15 protein-coding genes are annotated in these 16,693 nt (G+C 41.1%); 13 read left to right on the top strand and 2 right to left on the bottom strand.

Features of this window, described 5'->3' with window-relative positions; all coding sequences use genetic code 11:
• Positions 1 to 168: 168 nt before the first annotated feature.
• The gene (gene panC / locus L0657_RS10425) at positions 169 to 1,011 is read left to right on the top strand and encodes a pantoate--beta-alanine ligase (RefSeq protein ID WP_235150556.1); all 843 of its coding nucleotides are present in this window, start codon (positions 169 to 171) and stop codon (positions 1,009 to 1,011) included.
• Between the two features lie 60 nt (positions 1,012 to 1,071).
• Here the strand turns inward: panC and L0657_RS10420 are convergent, their stop codons facing one another.
• Positions 1,072 to 2,547, bottom strand: a complete 1,476-nt coding sequence (locus L0657_RS10420) for a Gfo/Idh/MocA family protein (RefSeq protein ID WP_235150555.1) — start codon at positions 2,545 to 2,547, stop codon at positions 1,072 to 1,074.
• Positions 2,548 to 2,895: 348 nt separating this feature from the next.
• Here L0657_RS10420 and panD point away from each other — a divergent pair, with 348 nt between their 5' ends.
• From panD to L0657_RS10400, 4 genes are all read left to right on the top strand, one after another.
• Positions 2,896 to 3,261 carry an aspartate 1-decarboxylase gene (panD, locus tag L0657_RS10415; protein ID WP_090332998.1) on the top strand — a complete coding sequence of 122 codons (366 nt, stop codon included), beginning with the start codon at positions 2,896 to 2,898 and terminating at the stop codon, positions 3,259 to 3,261.
• Between the two features lie 31 nt (positions 3,262 to 3,292).
• Positions 3,293 to 4,327, top strand: a complete 1,035-nt coding sequence (locus L0657_RS10410; RefSeq protein ID WP_235150554.1) for a lysylphosphatidylglycerol synthase transmembrane domain-containing protein — start codon at positions 3,293 to 3,295, stop codon at positions 4,325 to 4,327.
• A gap of 31 nt (positions 4,328 to 4,358) precedes the next feature.
• Positions 4,359 to 4,844, top strand: a complete 486-nt coding sequence (rfaE2, locus tag L0657_RS10405) for a D-glycero-beta-D-manno-heptose 1-phosphate adenylyltransferase (RefSeq protein WP_235150553.1) — start codon at positions 4,359 to 4,361, stop codon at positions 4,842 to 4,844.
• An 87-nt stretch (positions 4,845 to 4,931) separates the two neighbouring features.
• Entirely contained in the window at positions 4,932 to 5,612 is a 681-nt protein-coding gene (locus tag L0657_RS10400) for a zinc metallopeptidase (RefSeq protein ID WP_235150552.1), read from the top strand.
• A gap of 304 nt (positions 5,613 to 5,916) precedes the next feature.
• On the opposite strand, the gene L0657_RS10395 is transcribed toward L0657_RS10400, so the two are convergent.
• A complete protein-coding gene (locus tag L0657_RS10395) occupies positions 5,917 to 7,086 on the bottom strand; it encodes a VCBS repeat-containing protein (RefSeq protein ID WP_235150551.1) in 1,170 nt (389 codons plus the stop codon).
• A gap of 161 nt (positions 7,087 to 7,247) precedes the next feature.
• Between L0657_RS10395 and gcvT the strand changes: the two genes are divergently transcribed.
• The 8 genes from gcvT (at position 7,248) to L0657_RS10360 (ending at position 16,686) form a co-directional block, all read left to right on the top strand.
• A complete protein-coding gene (gcvT, locus tag L0657_RS10390) occupies positions 7,248 to 8,330 on the top strand; it encodes a glycine cleavage system aminomethyltransferase GcvT (protein WP_235150550.1) in 1,083 nt (360 codons plus the stop codon).
• Between the two features lie 86 nt (positions 8,331 to 8,416).
• Positions 8,417 to 9,127, top strand: coding sequence for a 2-phosphosulfolactate phosphatase (locus tag L0657_RS10385; RefSeq protein WP_235150549.1), 711 nt, complete (start codon positions 8,417 to 8,419; stop codon positions 9,125 to 9,127).
• Positions 9,128 to 9,166: 39 nt separating this feature from the next.
• Positions 9,167 to 11,047 carry a hypothetical protein gene (locus tag L0657_RS10380; RefSeq protein WP_235150548.1) on the top strand — a complete coding sequence of 627 codons (1,881 nt, stop codon included), beginning with the start codon at positions 9,167 to 9,169 and terminating at the stop codon, positions 11,045 to 11,047.
• A gap of 26 nt (positions 11,048 to 11,073) precedes the next feature.
• Positions 11,074 to 12,876: a T9SS type A sorting domain-containing protein gene (locus L0657_RS10375; protein ID WP_235150547.1), complete on the top strand. Its 1,803-nt coding sequence runs from the start codon at positions 11,074 to 11,076 to the stop codon at positions 12,874 to 12,876.
• A gap of 69 nt (positions 12,877 to 12,945) precedes the next feature.
• Positions 12,946 to 13,596, top strand: a complete 651-nt coding sequence (locus tag L0657_RS10370; protein WP_235150546.1) for a uridine kinase — start codon at positions 12,946 to 12,948, stop codon at positions 13,594 to 13,596.
• A gap of 125 nt (positions 13,597 to 13,721) precedes the next feature.
• The gene (locus tag L0657_RS10365) at positions 13,722 to 14,456 is read left to right on the top strand and encodes a hypothetical protein (RefSeq protein WP_235150545.1); all 735 of its coding nucleotides are present in this window, start codon (positions 13,722 to 13,724) and stop codon (positions 14,454 to 14,456) included.
• A gap of 138 nt (positions 14,457 to 14,594) precedes the next feature.
• On the top strand, positions 14,595 to 14,732 hold the full coding sequence (locus tag L0657_RS28155; RefSeq protein WP_409015033.1) for a lasso RiPP family leader peptide-containing protein: 138 nt from the start codon (positions 14,595 to 14,597) through the stop codon (positions 14,730 to 14,732).
• A complete protein-coding gene (locus L0657_RS10360; protein WP_235150544.1) occupies positions 14,692 to 16,686 on the top strand; it encodes an asparagine synthase-related protein in 1,995 nt (664 codons plus the stop codon). Before L0657_RS28155 ends, L0657_RS10360 begins: the two co-directional genes overlap by 41 nt.
• The last annotated feature ends 7 nt before the right edge of the window (positions 16,687 to 16,693 follow it).

The following is a 16,693-nucleotide window of genomic DNA, read 5'->3' as shown; positions in this document are numbered from 1 at the left end:
AATAGAAATTCAAAACTAATTGTAATATTGCGCAGAGTTTGGGCTTATCTATGCCAAATATTTTAGAAACCCCCTGCGAGCAAGCCGGATTAACCATTTTTTCATAACTAGGAAAAACAGGTTCAGTTGGTATTAATCCTGCACCTTCCCTACTTTATAAGCCATTTCATGGAAGTTTTTACTTCAATACACAGTTTAAAAAATTACCTTCTTCAATTACGTCTCCAAAATCAATCCGTCGGTTTAATCCCGACCATGGGCGCGCTGCACGAAGGCCACATTTCTCTGATAGAAGCTGCAAAAATACAAAATGATATTGTTGTCTGCAGCATCTTCGTTAATCCTACGCAGTTTAACAATCCGGAAGATCTGGCAAAATATCCGAGAACATTAGAGGAAGATTGCGCGATGCTGGAAAAAGCTGGATGTTCCGCCGTATTTGCTCCATCGGTTGAGGAAATGTATCCAGAAAAATCATTGCTAACAATCAATTTCGGATTGCTGGAAACAGTAATGGAAGGCGCTTCAAGACCGGGCCATTTTAACGGCGTTGGAATTGTCGTATCAAAGCTGTTTAACATCGTCGAACCGAATCGTGCTTACTTTGGACAAAAAGATTTACAGCAGGTGACAATCGTCAAGAGAATGGTTGAAGATCTTTCTTTTAATCTTGAACTGATCATTTGTCCTACGATAAGAGAAACGGATGGCCTCGCGATGTCGTCACGCAACAGACGTCTTAGTGAAGTAGAAAGAGCGCATGCTCCGATTATTTACAAGATACTTCTGGACGCAAAAAAGAGACTTAACGCTAGCGAAGATATCGGCGAGGTGAAAGAATCTGTTCAACTGGAATTTCACGCACTTGCCGGTTTCGAACTTGATTATTTTGAAGTTGTGAATACAAAAACTTTACAGCCAATCCATACTATCGGAAACGAAGGAACCACAGCACTTTGTATCGCTACTCACCTCGGCCCGGTTCGATTGATCGATAACATCATTTTTTAGACTTTTATATTTCTAACCAAAAAAGGCCTCGTTTGAGGCCTTTTTTGGTTAGAAATAATTTTATGATTCCAACTTCCAGTCACCGCGATAAGTGCGTTTCACAAACTGATTTGCTTCTTCGAAATTGGTAATCTTCATGTTTTTACCATCCCACAATAGTTTCTTACGTCCTGGATAGTCAAAGCCTTTTCCATCAGCCCTGGCCTGACGAAGGTTATAACTACGAATACCCAAGTTACCCATAATGACGGTTTCAGTCAAAGGTCCGGCGTAGTCGAAAGATGAAGTCAGCGCTTTGTGCTCCTTACTTTGGTAACCCGCCTTACAGGCGTCAGACCAGGAAACATGATGCCCAAACTCTGGCATTACGGTGTATTTATTACCGAAATCGCCATCCTTGTATTCAAGTTTTGTTCCGTTTTTAAGATACACTTTCGGATCTTTTCCATACGTTCCGCAAGTCATTACTCCTTTTTCACCAATTAGCAAAACTCCATTGCTGCTATCCGGCTCGCCCAGCGGATCATTCGCAGGTATCAAATCCGGATGGAAAGGACGTAACCCGCCGTCATGCCAGGTAAGCGTAACTTCTGATTTGTTGACTTTGTTTGCAGGAAATTTCAATTGCACACGCGACGATGGCGGGCAACCTTCTGGAATATATTCCGGTGTCCAGTCTTTAATAAACACTGAACCCGCGCTGCATTCCAATTCTGTCGGATAGCCCAAACCTAGTGTTCTAAACGCAGGGTCAATGAGGTGACATCCCATATCGCCCAACGCACCGGTTCCGAAATTCCACCAGCCACGCCATTTGAATGGATGCCAGGCCGGGTTATAATCTACCCAATCAGCAGAACCAACCCAAAGGTCCCAATCCAATCCTTCCGGCGTCGGCATTTTGCCAACGGGTACCGGAATCCCCTGAGGCCATACCGGGCGGTTTGTCCAAACGTGCGCTTCATGCACATTACCAATCAGGCCTTTTTTAAACCACTCTTTCATCTGGGTCTGAGCAGGGTTCGAAGCGCCCTGATTTCCCATTTGCGTCACGACTTTATATTTTCTTGCCGCTTCGGTAAGCATACGTGCTTCATATATATCATGCGTCAGCGGTTTCTGCACATACACGTGTTTTCCTCTTTGCATCGCAGCCATCGCAATGATAGCATGCATGTGGTCGGTAGTTGAAACCGTCACTGCATCTATATCTTTTTCCATCTCATCAAACATGCGTCTGAAATCTTTGTATTTCTTGGCAGTAGGATGCAGCTCGAAATTCTTTTGAGCCTGGTTCCAGTCCACATCACAAAGCGCAACCAGATTTTCAGCTCCTTTATTCCATGCGTTATTTGTATCCGAGAATCCTTTTCCTCCCACGCCAATACCAGCAATATTCAACTTGTCACTTGGCGCTATAAATCCTTTTCCCAGAACGTTTCTGGGAACAATAAAGAAACTTCCCACAGCCGCTGCGGTCGTTTTCTGTATAAAGTCACGACGGGTGACCCCTTTTGGTTCATTCTCTGTATTCATCGGGTTTTGGTATTAAAATAAAGGTTAATATTGATCAAAAGCGTTGGTTCATTAAATCATACTGAATTGAATTAATCAGGGCTTAAATATAATGATGTTCGGATATAAGTGAACAGCATATTCAATTAATTCATAATTAAGATTTCAATCAGGATTTGATTTCGCCAAAATTATAACCTACCAAATTGATTCACAGGTATTTAATGCACCCCGAATCCTTTCAACAAAACCTCATTTTAAAATTGGAACTACGCCTGATAGCCTGATGTTTTGAAGGCTGTGTATTATTCCTGTAACTTTGCCGGACTGATATGCGAAAATATTAATATTCACTCATCTAGCTGAGTAATGCAAATAACCATAATGAAATCGAAGATTCACCGTGTGAAGGTGACTCAGGCAGAATTGAATTACGTAGGAAGTATCACGATTGACGAAGATTTGATGGATGCTGCCGGATTAATTGAAAACGAGCAAGTACATATCGTGAATAATAATAATGGCGAACGTTTTGTTACGTATGTTATTAAAGGAGAGCGCAAAACAGGAATGATTTGCCTGAATGGTGCTGCGGCCCGAAAAGTGCAGATTGGCGATATCATCATCATCATTGCATACGCGAGCATGACGCCGGAGGAAGCTAAAACCTTCAAACCGATGGTTGTTTTTCCTGACCAGAACAACGAGATTATCAGCGTCACAGCACGAGGTTAAAACGAACTTACTCATCATCAATATTTAATTTATGAAAAGCGCTCTACGCTACATTATCTCGCTGGGACTGGCGGGTGGTCTGATTTGGTTCGTATTCAAGGATATCAATCTGGCAGATATGCTCGACAGATTCAGTCAGGCCGATTGGCGTTGGATGGCGATTTCATGTTTTCTTCTGATTTGCGCCCACGTGACCAGAGCATGGAGGTGGGGCATGCTGATGGAGCCGCTTGGCTACAAACCGGGAATTGTTAATAGCTCGATTTCTGTCTTAACAGGTTATTTTGCCAATTACATAGTACCAAGAATGGGCGAAGTTACCCGTTGCGGAACCTTATACAGACTTGAAAAAATTCCGGTCAATCTTAGCTTCGGTACCGTCGTGGCTGAACGTATTTTTGATGTTATCATTCTTTTAGGACTGATCGGTCTAAATTTCATTCTCGAATTTGATCGTTTGAGCGGCTTTTTTACAGAAATTTTTCAGAGCAAAATTCAGGGAAACGGACAGCCGAGCACTGGCATAAGCCCGATACTAATTATTATTGGTGTGCTTATCCTTGCTGTTATTATCGGAGCAATTGTTATTATCCGCAGTGCATCTTTGCGTAACAAACTGATGGAAAATGCCATCGTTCAAAAAATAGCTGTTTTTCTGCAAGGCATGCTTGAAGGGTTGTTGAGCGTCAGAAAATTGAAAAACCCAGGCATGTTTTTTCTGAGTACTGTAATGATCTGGGTATTTTATTACCTGGTATCTTATGTGTTATTTTTCTGTATTCCTGAAACTTCTCAGCTTGGCTTATTGGCCGGACTAACCCTGCTTGTTGTTGGTTCCATCGGCATGACCGCACCCACGCAAGGCGGAATTGGTGCTTATCATTTACTGGTTGGAAGTGTTATGGTGCTTTACGGTTTGACACAGAAAGACGGGATTACGCTGGCAACTTTCATCCACGGCACACAAATGTTATTCATGCTCGTGGTTGGCGCACTTGCATTCCTCTACGTTTTGATACAGAATAAGACAGAAGAGGAACCTGTGGTTGTTACCCAAAATAGCTAAGTCCGTCATACAATCCGAAATCAGTTCAAAGATGAATGCAACAGAAAATAAAATATTACGGTTAGAAGAAGCCCAAACAGTTATAGAAGACTGGCAGAGAGCCGGTCAAAAGGTGGTTTTTACTAACGGTTGTTTTGATATCGTACATTTGGGACATATCGATTATCTTGAAAAAGCACACGCTTTGGGAGGTCGTCTCGTTTTGGGATTAAATACTGACGCCTCCGTGAGCCGCTTAAAAGGGCCTCTTCGTCCGGTTGTAAATGAATATGCCAGAGCACGTTTGATGGCAGCTTTGTCCTTTGTTGATGCTGTCATTTTGTTCGATGAACAAACCCCAAGTCAGTTAATTGAGGCATTAAAACCTGACATTTTGGTAAAAGGTGACGATTATACAGTCGAAACAATCGCTGGCGCAGATTTTGTTCTTGCTAATGGAGGAGAGGTAAAAACAATAGCTTTGGTAAAAGGTTATTCAACTTCGGCGCTTATTGAAAAGATTAAGGAAGGATATTAGAAATAGGATTTCTTAGATTTAAGGCAGAAATATTTACGCTCATTTTGTCGTAAAATGTAATTTTCTTAACAAAACTAAAAAAGAAATATGGCTGGTTCATATGTAATTATTATACTCGTCATGGCCGTGAGCATGTATGTGCAATGGAGATTGAAGAGTAAGTTTGAAGAGTATTCACAAGTTGGCCTGAGCAATGGCATGAGCGGCCGTGAGATTGCCGAGAAAATGCTCCGGGATAGTAATATTTTTGATGTGAGAGTAGTATCGGTGGAAGGGCAACTGACTGACCATTACAACCCTCAGGACAAAACGGTCAACCTTAGTCCCGATGTATTTCATGGCCGAAGCGTTTCTGCAGCGGCTGTTGCGTCACACGAATGTGGTCATGCTGTGCAGCACGCAACGGCTTACCAATGGTTGAAATTCCGTTCACAGATGGTGCCGTTTTTGAGCATCTCATCTCGTTATATGCAGTGGGTTATTTTGGGTGGTGTTTTATTGTTGAACACAACGCCAATTCCATTAGCGATCGGTGTTGCATTGTTCGCTGTGACAACATTGTTCAGTTTCATCACTCTTCCTGTGGAATACGATGCGAGTAACAGAGCTTTGGCCTGGATTCAGAACAACAGGATTGTCAATGAAAGAGAATATGTAATGGCTGCTGATGCCTTGAAATGGGCAGCAAGAACTTATCTCGTAGCCGCAATCGGTTCTCTTGCAACTTTGTTATATTATGTAAGTCTGTTAATGGGAAGAAGAGATTAATTGGAAGATTAAGCGAATTTGGAATACATACTGAAACGTCAACCTTCAACGGGTTGACGTTTCTTTTTTATTTTTTATCTTTGATAAAAGACGACCAAAAAACACACAACACTAAATCAAAAGATCTAAGACATGGATTCAATTTCAGAAGCCCGTCGCCATTTAGCTAATGCCAAAGAAATATTAAGTGGACGAAGCAAAAACTTAGTCCCGCGGTAGCCTAGATTCTTTTTAAGTGAAAATGTGGAACGCGACACTGAAAAGTTAAAATGTTATGCTTCGAATTTTTTATAATTTCTTCAATTTACTTCTTCTGATTCCAATATACCACGACGTTATGCGTGGAACGTCCGGAAGCTATGACATCCAGATCTCCGTCTCCATCCAGATCCGCTACTGTCAAATCTTCACAGGCAATTTTAATTTTATCGTCCAGGGAATATTCCTGCCATTTTTTTCCTTCCGGATCCATACCTACGAACATGCGTACACCCATAATATCAGCGACGTTTGGATTTCGCCAACCAGCAACTATCTGGTCACGGCCTTGTCCGAAAAAATCGGCGCAGGCCAACGCGTGTCCTTCTTTCATTTTATCAGTCAATACTGCCCGGTTATCTTTCGAGTAAACAACCAGCGAGTTACCGTGCATAGGTTCAACAGTTGTAGAAAATAATTGATTTTTGCCAAGAGTCCCCATTCGGATTTCACCAACACCTTGTCCGGGCACCATCCAGTTTCCAGAAGGAGCCCAGCCATCTGCACCATTCAGAAAAACCTGAACACCTTCCTTACTTCCAACAGCCAAACCCGCAAACCGCCCGGAAACTTCCATCGGTTGAAAATTATGCGTCATGTGCATATTTGTTTCAATAAGGTCATAACCCCAAAGACCTTTGCGGTTTTCCGGCACATCAAAGGCAATCATTTTTACGCCCGCTCCTACTCCATTCACATTTCCCTCACCATGTAAAGGCAACACGATGAGCTGGAAAGTATCATCCGTTCTTTTCACCCAATGCATTCTATGAATTGTAACTTCATGATGCAGGCGTACCGGCTCCCAAAGCTGGGTGCGATCTTCGGTCGGCGATAAATAAAATACAGCTCCTGAAAGTTTACTATTTTTTGTCTCACCAGGATTCCATTGCGCGCCAACGGCAACTTCAACTTTTCCATCACCATCAATGTCACGGGCCGCTATGCAGACATTATCCTGCTCTGTTAAATCTTTTGCGATCACGTGGCGAATCCACTTGCCGGCTTTTGCTCCTGGATTTTTATACCACACAATCTCTTTTTTATCCGCGAGCAGAATATCCGGCTTGCCATCTCCATCCACATCACCCGTCACAACACCATATCCGATGCTTATTTGGTCATCAATCACTTCTCCTTTGAAAGTTGCTGTTTGTGCATTGGTACTCAGATGGAAAAGTGAGAGGATAACGAATGGTAATATTTGTTTTTTCATAGATTAATTTTTCAATTTTGACCTCAATAGAAGCCTTAAAGCCTACTTTTTCACAATATACTTCAAAAACCTCGTTCGCTATATTTCTAAACATACATTTTTGCGTCGCTTTGTTCTGCTTTTCATACTTTTGTACTTTAAAGAGAACCAAAAACCATTTTATGAAAACTGTTCCCCTACATCAGGTCCATGTTCAACTAGGTGCCAAAATAGTACCCTTTGCAGGTTTTGAGATGCCAGTACGTTATTCTTCTGATATGGAAGAGCATCACACGGTCCGCAATAATGTAGGCGTTTTCGATGTGTCACACATGGGGGAATTCAGTGTTAAAGGCCCCAAAGCACTGGATTTGATCCAGAAAGTATCAGCTAACGATGCTTCTGTTTTGTTTGATGGAAAAGTGCAGTATAGTTATTTACCAAATGCAGATGGCGGTGTCGTAGACGATTTGTTGGTTTACCGTTACAATGCTGAGGAATATCTTCTTGTGGTAAATGCTTCCAACATAGAGAAAGACTGGAACTGGATCCAGAGCCATAATACAGAAGGCGTTGAAATGAAAAACCTTTCTGATGATTTATGTCTGCTGGCTGTTCAGGGACCAAATGCGACAGCAACTTTGCAAAAACTTACGGAAGTTGACCTGGCTTCCATGGAATATTACACATTCCAAATCGGAAAAATGGCTGATATTGATGGTGTAATTATTTCAGCAACGGGATATACCGGTGCAGGCGGATTTGAAATTTATATTCAAAAAGAAGATGCCGAAAAAATGTGGAACGCCATTTTTGAAGCAGGTAAAGAATTTAATATACAACCGGTTGGTCTGGGTGCTCGAGATACTTTGCGACTTGAAAAAGGCTTCTGTTTGTATGGAAATGATATTGATGACAAAACTTCACCTTTGGAAGCTGGTTTAGGCTGGGTGACTAAATTCACAAAAGATTTTATCAACTCGGAAAATCTGAAAGGCCAGAAAGAAGCTGGTTTAAAAAATAAACTGGTTGGTTTTGAAATGATCGATCGCGGTATCCCGCGCGGACATTATGAACTGTGCGACGCCGAAGGAAATAAATTAGGTGACGTGACTTCCGGAACACAATCGCCAACTTTGCAGAAAGGAATTGGTTTGGGTTATGTTCCAACCGCTTACAGCAAACCGGATACCGAAGTTTTTGTTAAGGTGAGAGACCGCCTTTTGAAAGCGAAAGTTGTAAAATTACCTTTCGTAAAAGGTTAAAATCTGATACCGGATCAAAAACCAATATCCGGTATCATCCATTATCTCTAAAACTTTGATACTTATATTTCCGTATTTGTTTTATTATGAAACACCTTGATGTTTGTTTAACGCCTGATTTACTGCATTTACATAAACTTGATAATTCAATTGTTGTCGTTGCCGATATATTTCGGGCGACGTCCTGCATGGTCACCGGCCTGGCCTATGGTGTAAAATGTATAACACCAGTTGCAACCATTGAAGAATGTAAACTCCTGCAAGACAGAGGTTTCATCGCAGCCGCTGAGCGTGATGCGCACAAAGTTGAAGGTTTTGATCTTGACAATTCTCCGTTCAGTTATATGAACGAGCGATTAATTGGATCCGAAATTGCAATGACGACGACCAATGGAACGTTGTCTATTGCAAAAGCACGGGCATCTGCTGTAAAAGTGATGGTAGGTGCTTTCTTAAATCTTGGTGCGTTGGCAAATCATTTAAGATCGGAACAATACGATGTTTTGGTGCTTTGCGCAGGCTGGAAAGGCCGGCCAAACCTGGAAGACACTTTGTTTGCAGGAGCCCTGGCTGAAGAGCTGAAAGATCAGTTTATGTTGAGAGAAGATGGTACGCTGATGGCACAAAGACTTTACAATCAGAGCAAGGACAACTTGCTTGCTGCCGTTTCAAATTCATCGCACGTGAGGCGATTACAGCGGTTAGGCATTCATAAAGACATTGCCTATTGTTTGCAGAAAGATCTATACGATGTTGTTCCTGTTTTAAGAGGGACCACACTTGTTGCCATGAATTGATATTCAAAATCGTAAATTATTAAGTTTCAACAACTATACATGTCAAAATTCTTCATCATTGCTTTCCTTGCTTTGTCCATAAGCACGACGTGGGTTCACGCGCAGGAAGTACCTTCTACGCCGCAAACCGACAGTACTTTAACCAATCCGAAGGAAAAAAAGGATAAAATTTCAAATGAAGTTGTTGCTGATACCTTATCAGAAGCACAGGCAGAGGAGCAGGTTTTGAAGGCTGCAAAGGCAAATGGTGATACCGTTTATGCTTATAAAATTACAACCGCCGACTTGTCCTATCTGACCGTTTGTCCTGGGACGACAATTACCGTTCCATTTATCCCGGAAGGGCCTTTTGATGCTGACAATAACTTTATCGTTCACCTGATTGATCCGGCTGGAAGATCCATCCCAATTTCATTGCCTAGCAAAGAAGGGCCGATTCGTGCCGTTATTCCCTCCTATAAAATTGGCGGGGAAGTATATAAGATTCAGGTGCTAAGCACAATTCCCGTTATTAAAAGTCAGGAAGTTCCTATCCGTTTGTTACAAACACCAACGGCCCGGATTGAAATTATTGATGGAACTCAGGCTGTTCGGGTAATGCCAGGACGTGAGGTTCAACTGAAAATTAATCTTCAAGGCACCGCGCCCTGGTCTTTCCGCCTTTCGGATAGTACAACAGTATACCAAACCTTATCAAATCCGCATTACCTGACTGTCAAACCGACGCACGTTCAGGCTTACAGCATTGTTGGCATTTCCAATGCTTGCGGGAGCGGAACGTCAACAGGCGAACCGATCGTCAATGTGGATGACAATCCTGAACCAAAACTGGAACTGAAAGAAGTTGACAAACTTGTCAGACTTTGTTCCGGTATTCCTTTTCAGGTTCCGTTTAGTGCAACCGGAAAATTTAAAGCCGGAAATAAATTTGTAGTCCAGATTGCAGAGCGCGCAGGTGCTTTCAAAACAATATCTTCACCGGATACAACAGGTTATATCACGACGCAAATCCCCACGACGTACAAGCCGGGCGACTATCGTTTGCGCGTAATGTCGTCTGCGCCTTATTTAATTAGCCAGGTTGCCAATATCAGCATTGCCGCACCAACCGTAGCAACATTACAAAGGGATTCTCTGCATCTGCCGGAAAATGGATCAGGAGACTTACACGTTCGTTTTGAAGGTGGGGGACCCTGGTTCGTGTTATTGTCTGATGGCACTTATGAAAATAATATCATGGACTCTCCGCATAAGATTACGGTGAAACCTTATCACGATACAAATTTCCAGATTTCATCAGCAGGAGGACTTTGCGGTGTTGGAAAATTCTCTGGACGAGCGAAAGTGACGGTTACTACTCCGCCGGCCAGTATCACGATGGAAAAATTACCACAATCGATGGTATGCGCAGGAAGTACAATTGAAATTCCGTACAAAACCGTTGGCAGGTATTCCACAACCAACCGGTTTGTAGTGCAGATAACGGATAAAAGCGGACGCTTCGTTGACCTGCCTACGACGGTAACACCGACCACTTTTACCGCAAAAGTCACCTCCGCCGTTTCACCCGGCGATACAGTCAGAGCTCAGAAAATCAGAATTATATCGTCGTCGCCTGCGGTTTCGAGTAAAGAAGAGGAAATCAGAGTGATTGCTAATAATAAAGCTGTGGGTGAAGTATCCGGAAAAGCATTTATTTCGGGAGGCAGATCTACGCGTATCACACTTAAATTTAAAAACGGCTTGCCGCCCTGGTCTTTCACTTTATCGGATGGAACAGCTGTGAATGGTACTTTTTTAAATCCATATTTAATTACTGTTTCCCCAAAAGTTACAACGGAATATACTATCAGTTCTTTGAAAAGTGGTTGCGGAACTGGCGTTGCCACAGGCTCAGCCATTGTTACCGTTGATAAATAACTTACAAACCCAAACGAAGAAGCGGAATGATACGCACCTTTAAACTGCTTTTGCTTTTGGGTTTTTTAAATACCTGTTCGATCGCTCAAACTATCCCGCTGGGATCCTGGGAAACGCATTTCAGTTACCGCTCTGCCAGGCAAGTTTTAAAAGTTGAAAACAAAATTTTCTGTTCATCTTACAACGGACTTTTTAGTATCGATCCGGATAATGATCAGATTAAAATCTTTTCAAAAGCAACCGGCCTGCATGATGTTGGGATCAGTGCTATGGCATACGATTCCACAGAAAAGTTGCTGTTGCTGGCCTATCGTAACGGAAATGTGGATCTTGTTTATTTAAATGAGAATCAGGAAGCAGATCAAGTGATCAACTGGCCGTTTTTGCTGGATTCTCCTGACCTTCCTGCCAACAAAAAAATCGGCAAAATACTATTTAGAGAAAACAGGGCATACCTGACGACCAGTTTCGGGATTATTGTTACTGATCCTAAATTAAGAGAGGTGGTTGAAAATTATCGTTATATCGGAGCAGATGGTGCCGAGGCACGGGTCACCGACATAACTTTTACGAATGATTCGCTATTCGCCGCAACCTCCCAGGGTTTACTCGGAACTTCATTGTCTGCCAATATTAACAGGCAATATTTTGCAAATTGGAAAAATATTACAACACCCTATAAGGCGGTATCTGTTTCGTTTCAAAATGGAAATTTATATGCAGGTTTAACTGGTCAGGGAATCTTTAAGAGAAAAAATGGAAACTGGGAATTGGTCTACGCTTCTTCGAGCCCGACAATTTCCTTCTCCGAAAATCTTGTTACTTTATCAGACAAAATCCTGGATATCGGTAAAGAAAAACCTGATGTTTACGAAAATCCTTTATTTAACTTTTTAGGTTCATCATTATTAAACAATACAGATTTCTGGACTGCAGATGCAAGGCAAGGTTTGTTGAGCAATAAAGACGGAGCTTTCAAATCTTACAGTCCCTCGGAAGGAGATACGACAATTATTGTCAAGAAGGATTCGTCCGTTATTGATCTCAATGGATTGGTATGGACAAAACTTCCCTCCTATTTAGGCGGTGGAATTTCAGTCAAAAATCCGTTAAGCAATCAGCAGCGCATTCTTTCAGTGGCAGCAGGAAATGGCGGTTTGCCCTCGTCGATCATCAATAGTCTGGCCGTTGACGATGATGGATTAATCTGGTTTGCCAGTGAACGTGGCATTGGATATTTTGTCCCTGATGAGGTTTTAAACGGCTCGCGGCAGGATGCGATTTTTCCGATTTATGGCCAGCGTAGATTATTTGCCAACGAACGATGTAACGCAATTGCCGTTGAACCGGGAAATCGCAAATGGATTGGAACTGAGACTGGCTTATTTCAGTTTTCAGCGGATGGAACAGAACTTCTCAGACAGTTCACGTCTGAGAACAGCCCTTTGCCTTCCACTTTGATTAACGATTTGTCATTCGAGGCGGAAACCGGTTTACTGTTTGTTGATACGCCAAACGGTATGGTTGCCTATCAAAGTGATGCCTCCGTTGCGCAGGAAAATTTATCATTCGTAACGATTTTCCCAAATCCGGTCAGACCAGAATTTGAAGGAAATCTTGGACTTAAAGGACTAACTGATAATGCTATTGTTAAAATAACAGACCTTTCCGGCAGACTGGTTTTCGAGACGCGATCACAAGGAGGAACCGCGTCCTGGAATTTGAATGATTACACTGGCAGACGGGCAAGGGGCGGAATTTATTTAATAATCGTTGTATCTTCCGATAGAACTGAAAAAACAGCGGGGAAACTTGCGATCATCGATTAAACATACCTGACTAAAGTTATAAATCACACATTGTGTGCAAATCCGGAGCGAATCCGAAAATTAACGAAAATGACACCCCACGATAAACAACCTTACATCATCGGTATCACTGGCGGCAGCGCTTCCGGAAAAACTTTTTTCATGAAATGCCTGATCGACTCGTTCGCGCCAGAAGATGTTTGCCGGATTTCCCAGGACAATTATTACCGTCCTATTCACGAAATCCCGAGAGACGAAAACGGGGTTGAAAATTTTGACCTGCCGGAAACAATCGACCATCATCTTTTTGCGGAACATATTGCAGTTTTAAGAGCAGGCCGTGAAGTTCAACAGAAAGAATATACATTCAATAATCCGCTGATCAAACCTGAAATTTTAGTTTTTGAGCCCCGCCCCATTATCATTGTGGAAGGAATTTTCGTTCTTTACTTTCCTGATATTGCGCGTCTTATTGATTTAAAAATATTCGTTGATGCGAAAGAACATGTTAAAATAAAAAGGCGGATTATTCGTGATAATAACGAGCGGGGTTATGACCTGGACGATGTTTTGTATCGATGGGAACATCACGTGGCACCAACGTATGACAAATATATTTTGCCATTGCGTTCGGAAGCTGATATGATTATCAACAACAACACACGTTTTGATACGGGATTGGATGTTTTGGTTGGTTTTCTAAAGAAGAAGTTGGCGGAACGGAATGATGCAGCAAACTAAACATCAGTTTGATCGGCACTAATTATCTCACAAGCAGGTATTTTTTATTGACACCAAAAATTATTTTTTGATTCCGGTATAAGCTAAATTTACAGAAGAAAACCTTTCATATTTCGAATAATAGTATGCACCACTTTTACATATATCACACACGTATTAATCGTAACTGGTTAAAAGTTGCCCTAATTCTACTCTCAGCTTACTGGTTCACATCTTGCGGTGATTCATCGACTGAGCCGGTAAATTCTCGTAGTTATTTCCCGTTATCGATTGGGGTATATCAGATCTATGATGTAAAAGAGGAAGTTTATTCATCCGGACAGACGGGCCCATCCGTTAAGACGTGGCAGGAAAGAGATGAAGTAGTGCGTGAGACGAAAAATGCAAACGGGATATCCACTTTCATCATTTCCAGATACTCCCGCAATACAGCGACAGATAGCTGGTTAAAAGTTAAAGAATATTCCATAGAGCAATTTCCAGATAAATTAATATTAAATATAGATAATCAAATAACCGTTCCTTTTATTTTCCCAATTGATTCAAAATTAAAATGGAATGGAAATATGTATAACACACTGGATAGCAAAGAGTATCGTTACGAAGAGATTGATCAGCCCTTACAGTCTGGCAATTTGTCTTTTGAAAAAGGCATAACAGTGGTGGAACAGAGCGATACAACATCTGTTATTACATATTCCCTCGGAATAAAACGTTATGGACTCGATGCAGGCCTGATTTATGACGAACAGGCTTCCTTTGAATACTGCCAATCGACCCCCGATTGTATTGGGCAAGGTATCGTTGATTCCGGATCAAGAAAGATAAGAACGATTGTAGAATTCGGTGGATTACAATAATTTTTTTATTATAGGTCGTACCATACAGAACCTGAAAATCACTGCAATAGGATACTGTTTTGATTTTAAAATTTGGAAATAAAAAAAATCCTATTAATTTTACACCGGATATATTGTAAACCATTAAAAACGCTAGAAATGACAAATTTGCACTCTACACAGACGAAAAAATCTTACCGCAAACCGGTATTAGTTAAAAGAGGAAATGTTGCTAAATTGACAAGAGGAGGTACTGGTGGATCATCAGATAATTTCCAAACTCAGAAAAACGGCTAATCCTTTCTTAGGACAAAGAATTGTGGTAATTGAGGGCTCAATCTTTTTCAGAGAAAATAAATCAGAAAAAGGATTATTCATAGACAGATTAAAACGAGATAACTTTCATTTAGAAAATATTTCTTTAATTATTTGTTCTGTTGAGGAGCAGCCAGATGACCATAATTATATAGTCATTAACTCTAAGGAAAGTTCTTTACGACTTGTAAATTCTAATCTGATCCAAGATTCGAAATTTACAAGTCGTTTTGATTTTGACGAAGTTGTCAAATCAAGTCAACGTCAGCCATATTTATCAATCTGGTATGATGACACCACTGCTGAAATCAGCATATCAAGACACGCACTCGGTGTGATACCGTTGTATTACGTATACATACCTTCTTCCCTATTTGCTTTCTCGACAGAAATTCATTCTTTGGTAAGGATAGGTGGTTTTGTTGATAGGGTGTCAATCAATGACAGCTGGGTATCAAATTATCTGATCAGCAATGACAGTCATTACTATAATCCAGATACGGCATATTCCCACATCAAAAGGCTCTTGCCGGGGCATAATATCCTGGTTAATAAGTCTGGAAACAACTTCAAGCAAACTCCATATTTCACTTTTAATCCGGAAAAGTGGTCAAATCTTAAATCTGTTGGAGAGTATGGAGAGGCATTTAAGAGTTTATTTGCCAAATCCATTGAACGTGGTATAATAGATAACAAACCAATTATTGCTCAGTTAAGCGGTGGGTTAGATTCTTCGTCAATTTCTTGTATGGTACGAGCATTATATCCCAACCAGCCTATCCATACCTTATTTCTCGACCTGCAAAAAATAGTACAAAGTGAGAAACATCTGGCGCATGAAGTTGCTAAAAAAATTCAATCCGAGCATCATGTCATTCCTCCCTCTGAACATGACCTGGACGCTCTGATACTTCATACCTCACTATACGGCTACCCTGAACATATGATCTCTGGATCTGCAATTACACATACACTTTTGAAAAAAGCTAGTGAACTCGGAGGAAGTACGATGTTCAACGGGCACGATGGAGATGGTATAGTAGGGATTGGAGTTGAATATCCAGAGATTCTTTACGATCAATTTAAGTGGACTGAATTAACTGAGATCCTTAATATCGCTGCGTGTGTCTATCCATATTATCATATTGATATACAATGGAATACTTTCTCAGGTAAAAGGAAGAAAGAAGTCTATTTGAATCATTTTCTTTATAGGCAGCTGCAAAGAAAAATGAGTCAACTAAGTATTTCTGATTTTATAATGCATGTTTACAAGGTTCATGATTTTTTTGGTATGTCTTCTACCGTCTCGTTGTTCCTCAAGATTGCATCTGTCGCATCAAAAAAATTAAGGAATAGAGAGATTTATCCGAATACTGTCCTAAACAAAGAGTTTTCCAACAATCTTAAGATTGACAGTTACACAATAGATCTTCCCAAGATTATGTCACGTGGTTTGCAAGGTATTGATAATATATCTTTTCAAGATATTTATGGTGGCGAATCCTTATCTGCGGCAGAACATCTTTATGCGCTTCGAAAACATTATGGAGTAGTCGAAAAATTTCCGTTTTTCGACCACAATCTATTCGAATTGACGATGTCTGTTCCCTTAGAAATTAAATATAGTCAGGGAAAACGAAGAGGCTATTTAAGAGAAGGAATGAAGGACATTCTGCCAGAAAGTATCAGAAACCGAGGAGATAAAGGCAAATTTAGTTTGTACGGCAGAGACGCTGCTATAAGGTTGTACAAGCAGTCTGCTGACTTTTTAACACCTCAAAGTCACATATGGAATTTTGTGGATATGAAAAAATTCAATTCATTTGTAACCCTACTCCATAGAGACAAACAGCCAGGAAGAGCAACTTCTCCTGTTCTAAGAGTTATATCGTTGGCCGTGTGGTTGGATTGGTGTAAAAATAAATACTCTTAGTTTTTGC

It is taken from the genome of Dyadobacter sp. CY345 (assembly GCF_021502725.1).
Classification (GTDB): Bacteria; Bacteroidota; Bacteroidia; order Cytophagales; family Spirosomataceae; genus Dyadobacter.
The sequence above is the reverse complement of the archived record's forward strand: the minus strand, read 5'-3'. Positions and strand labels throughout refer to the sequence as shown.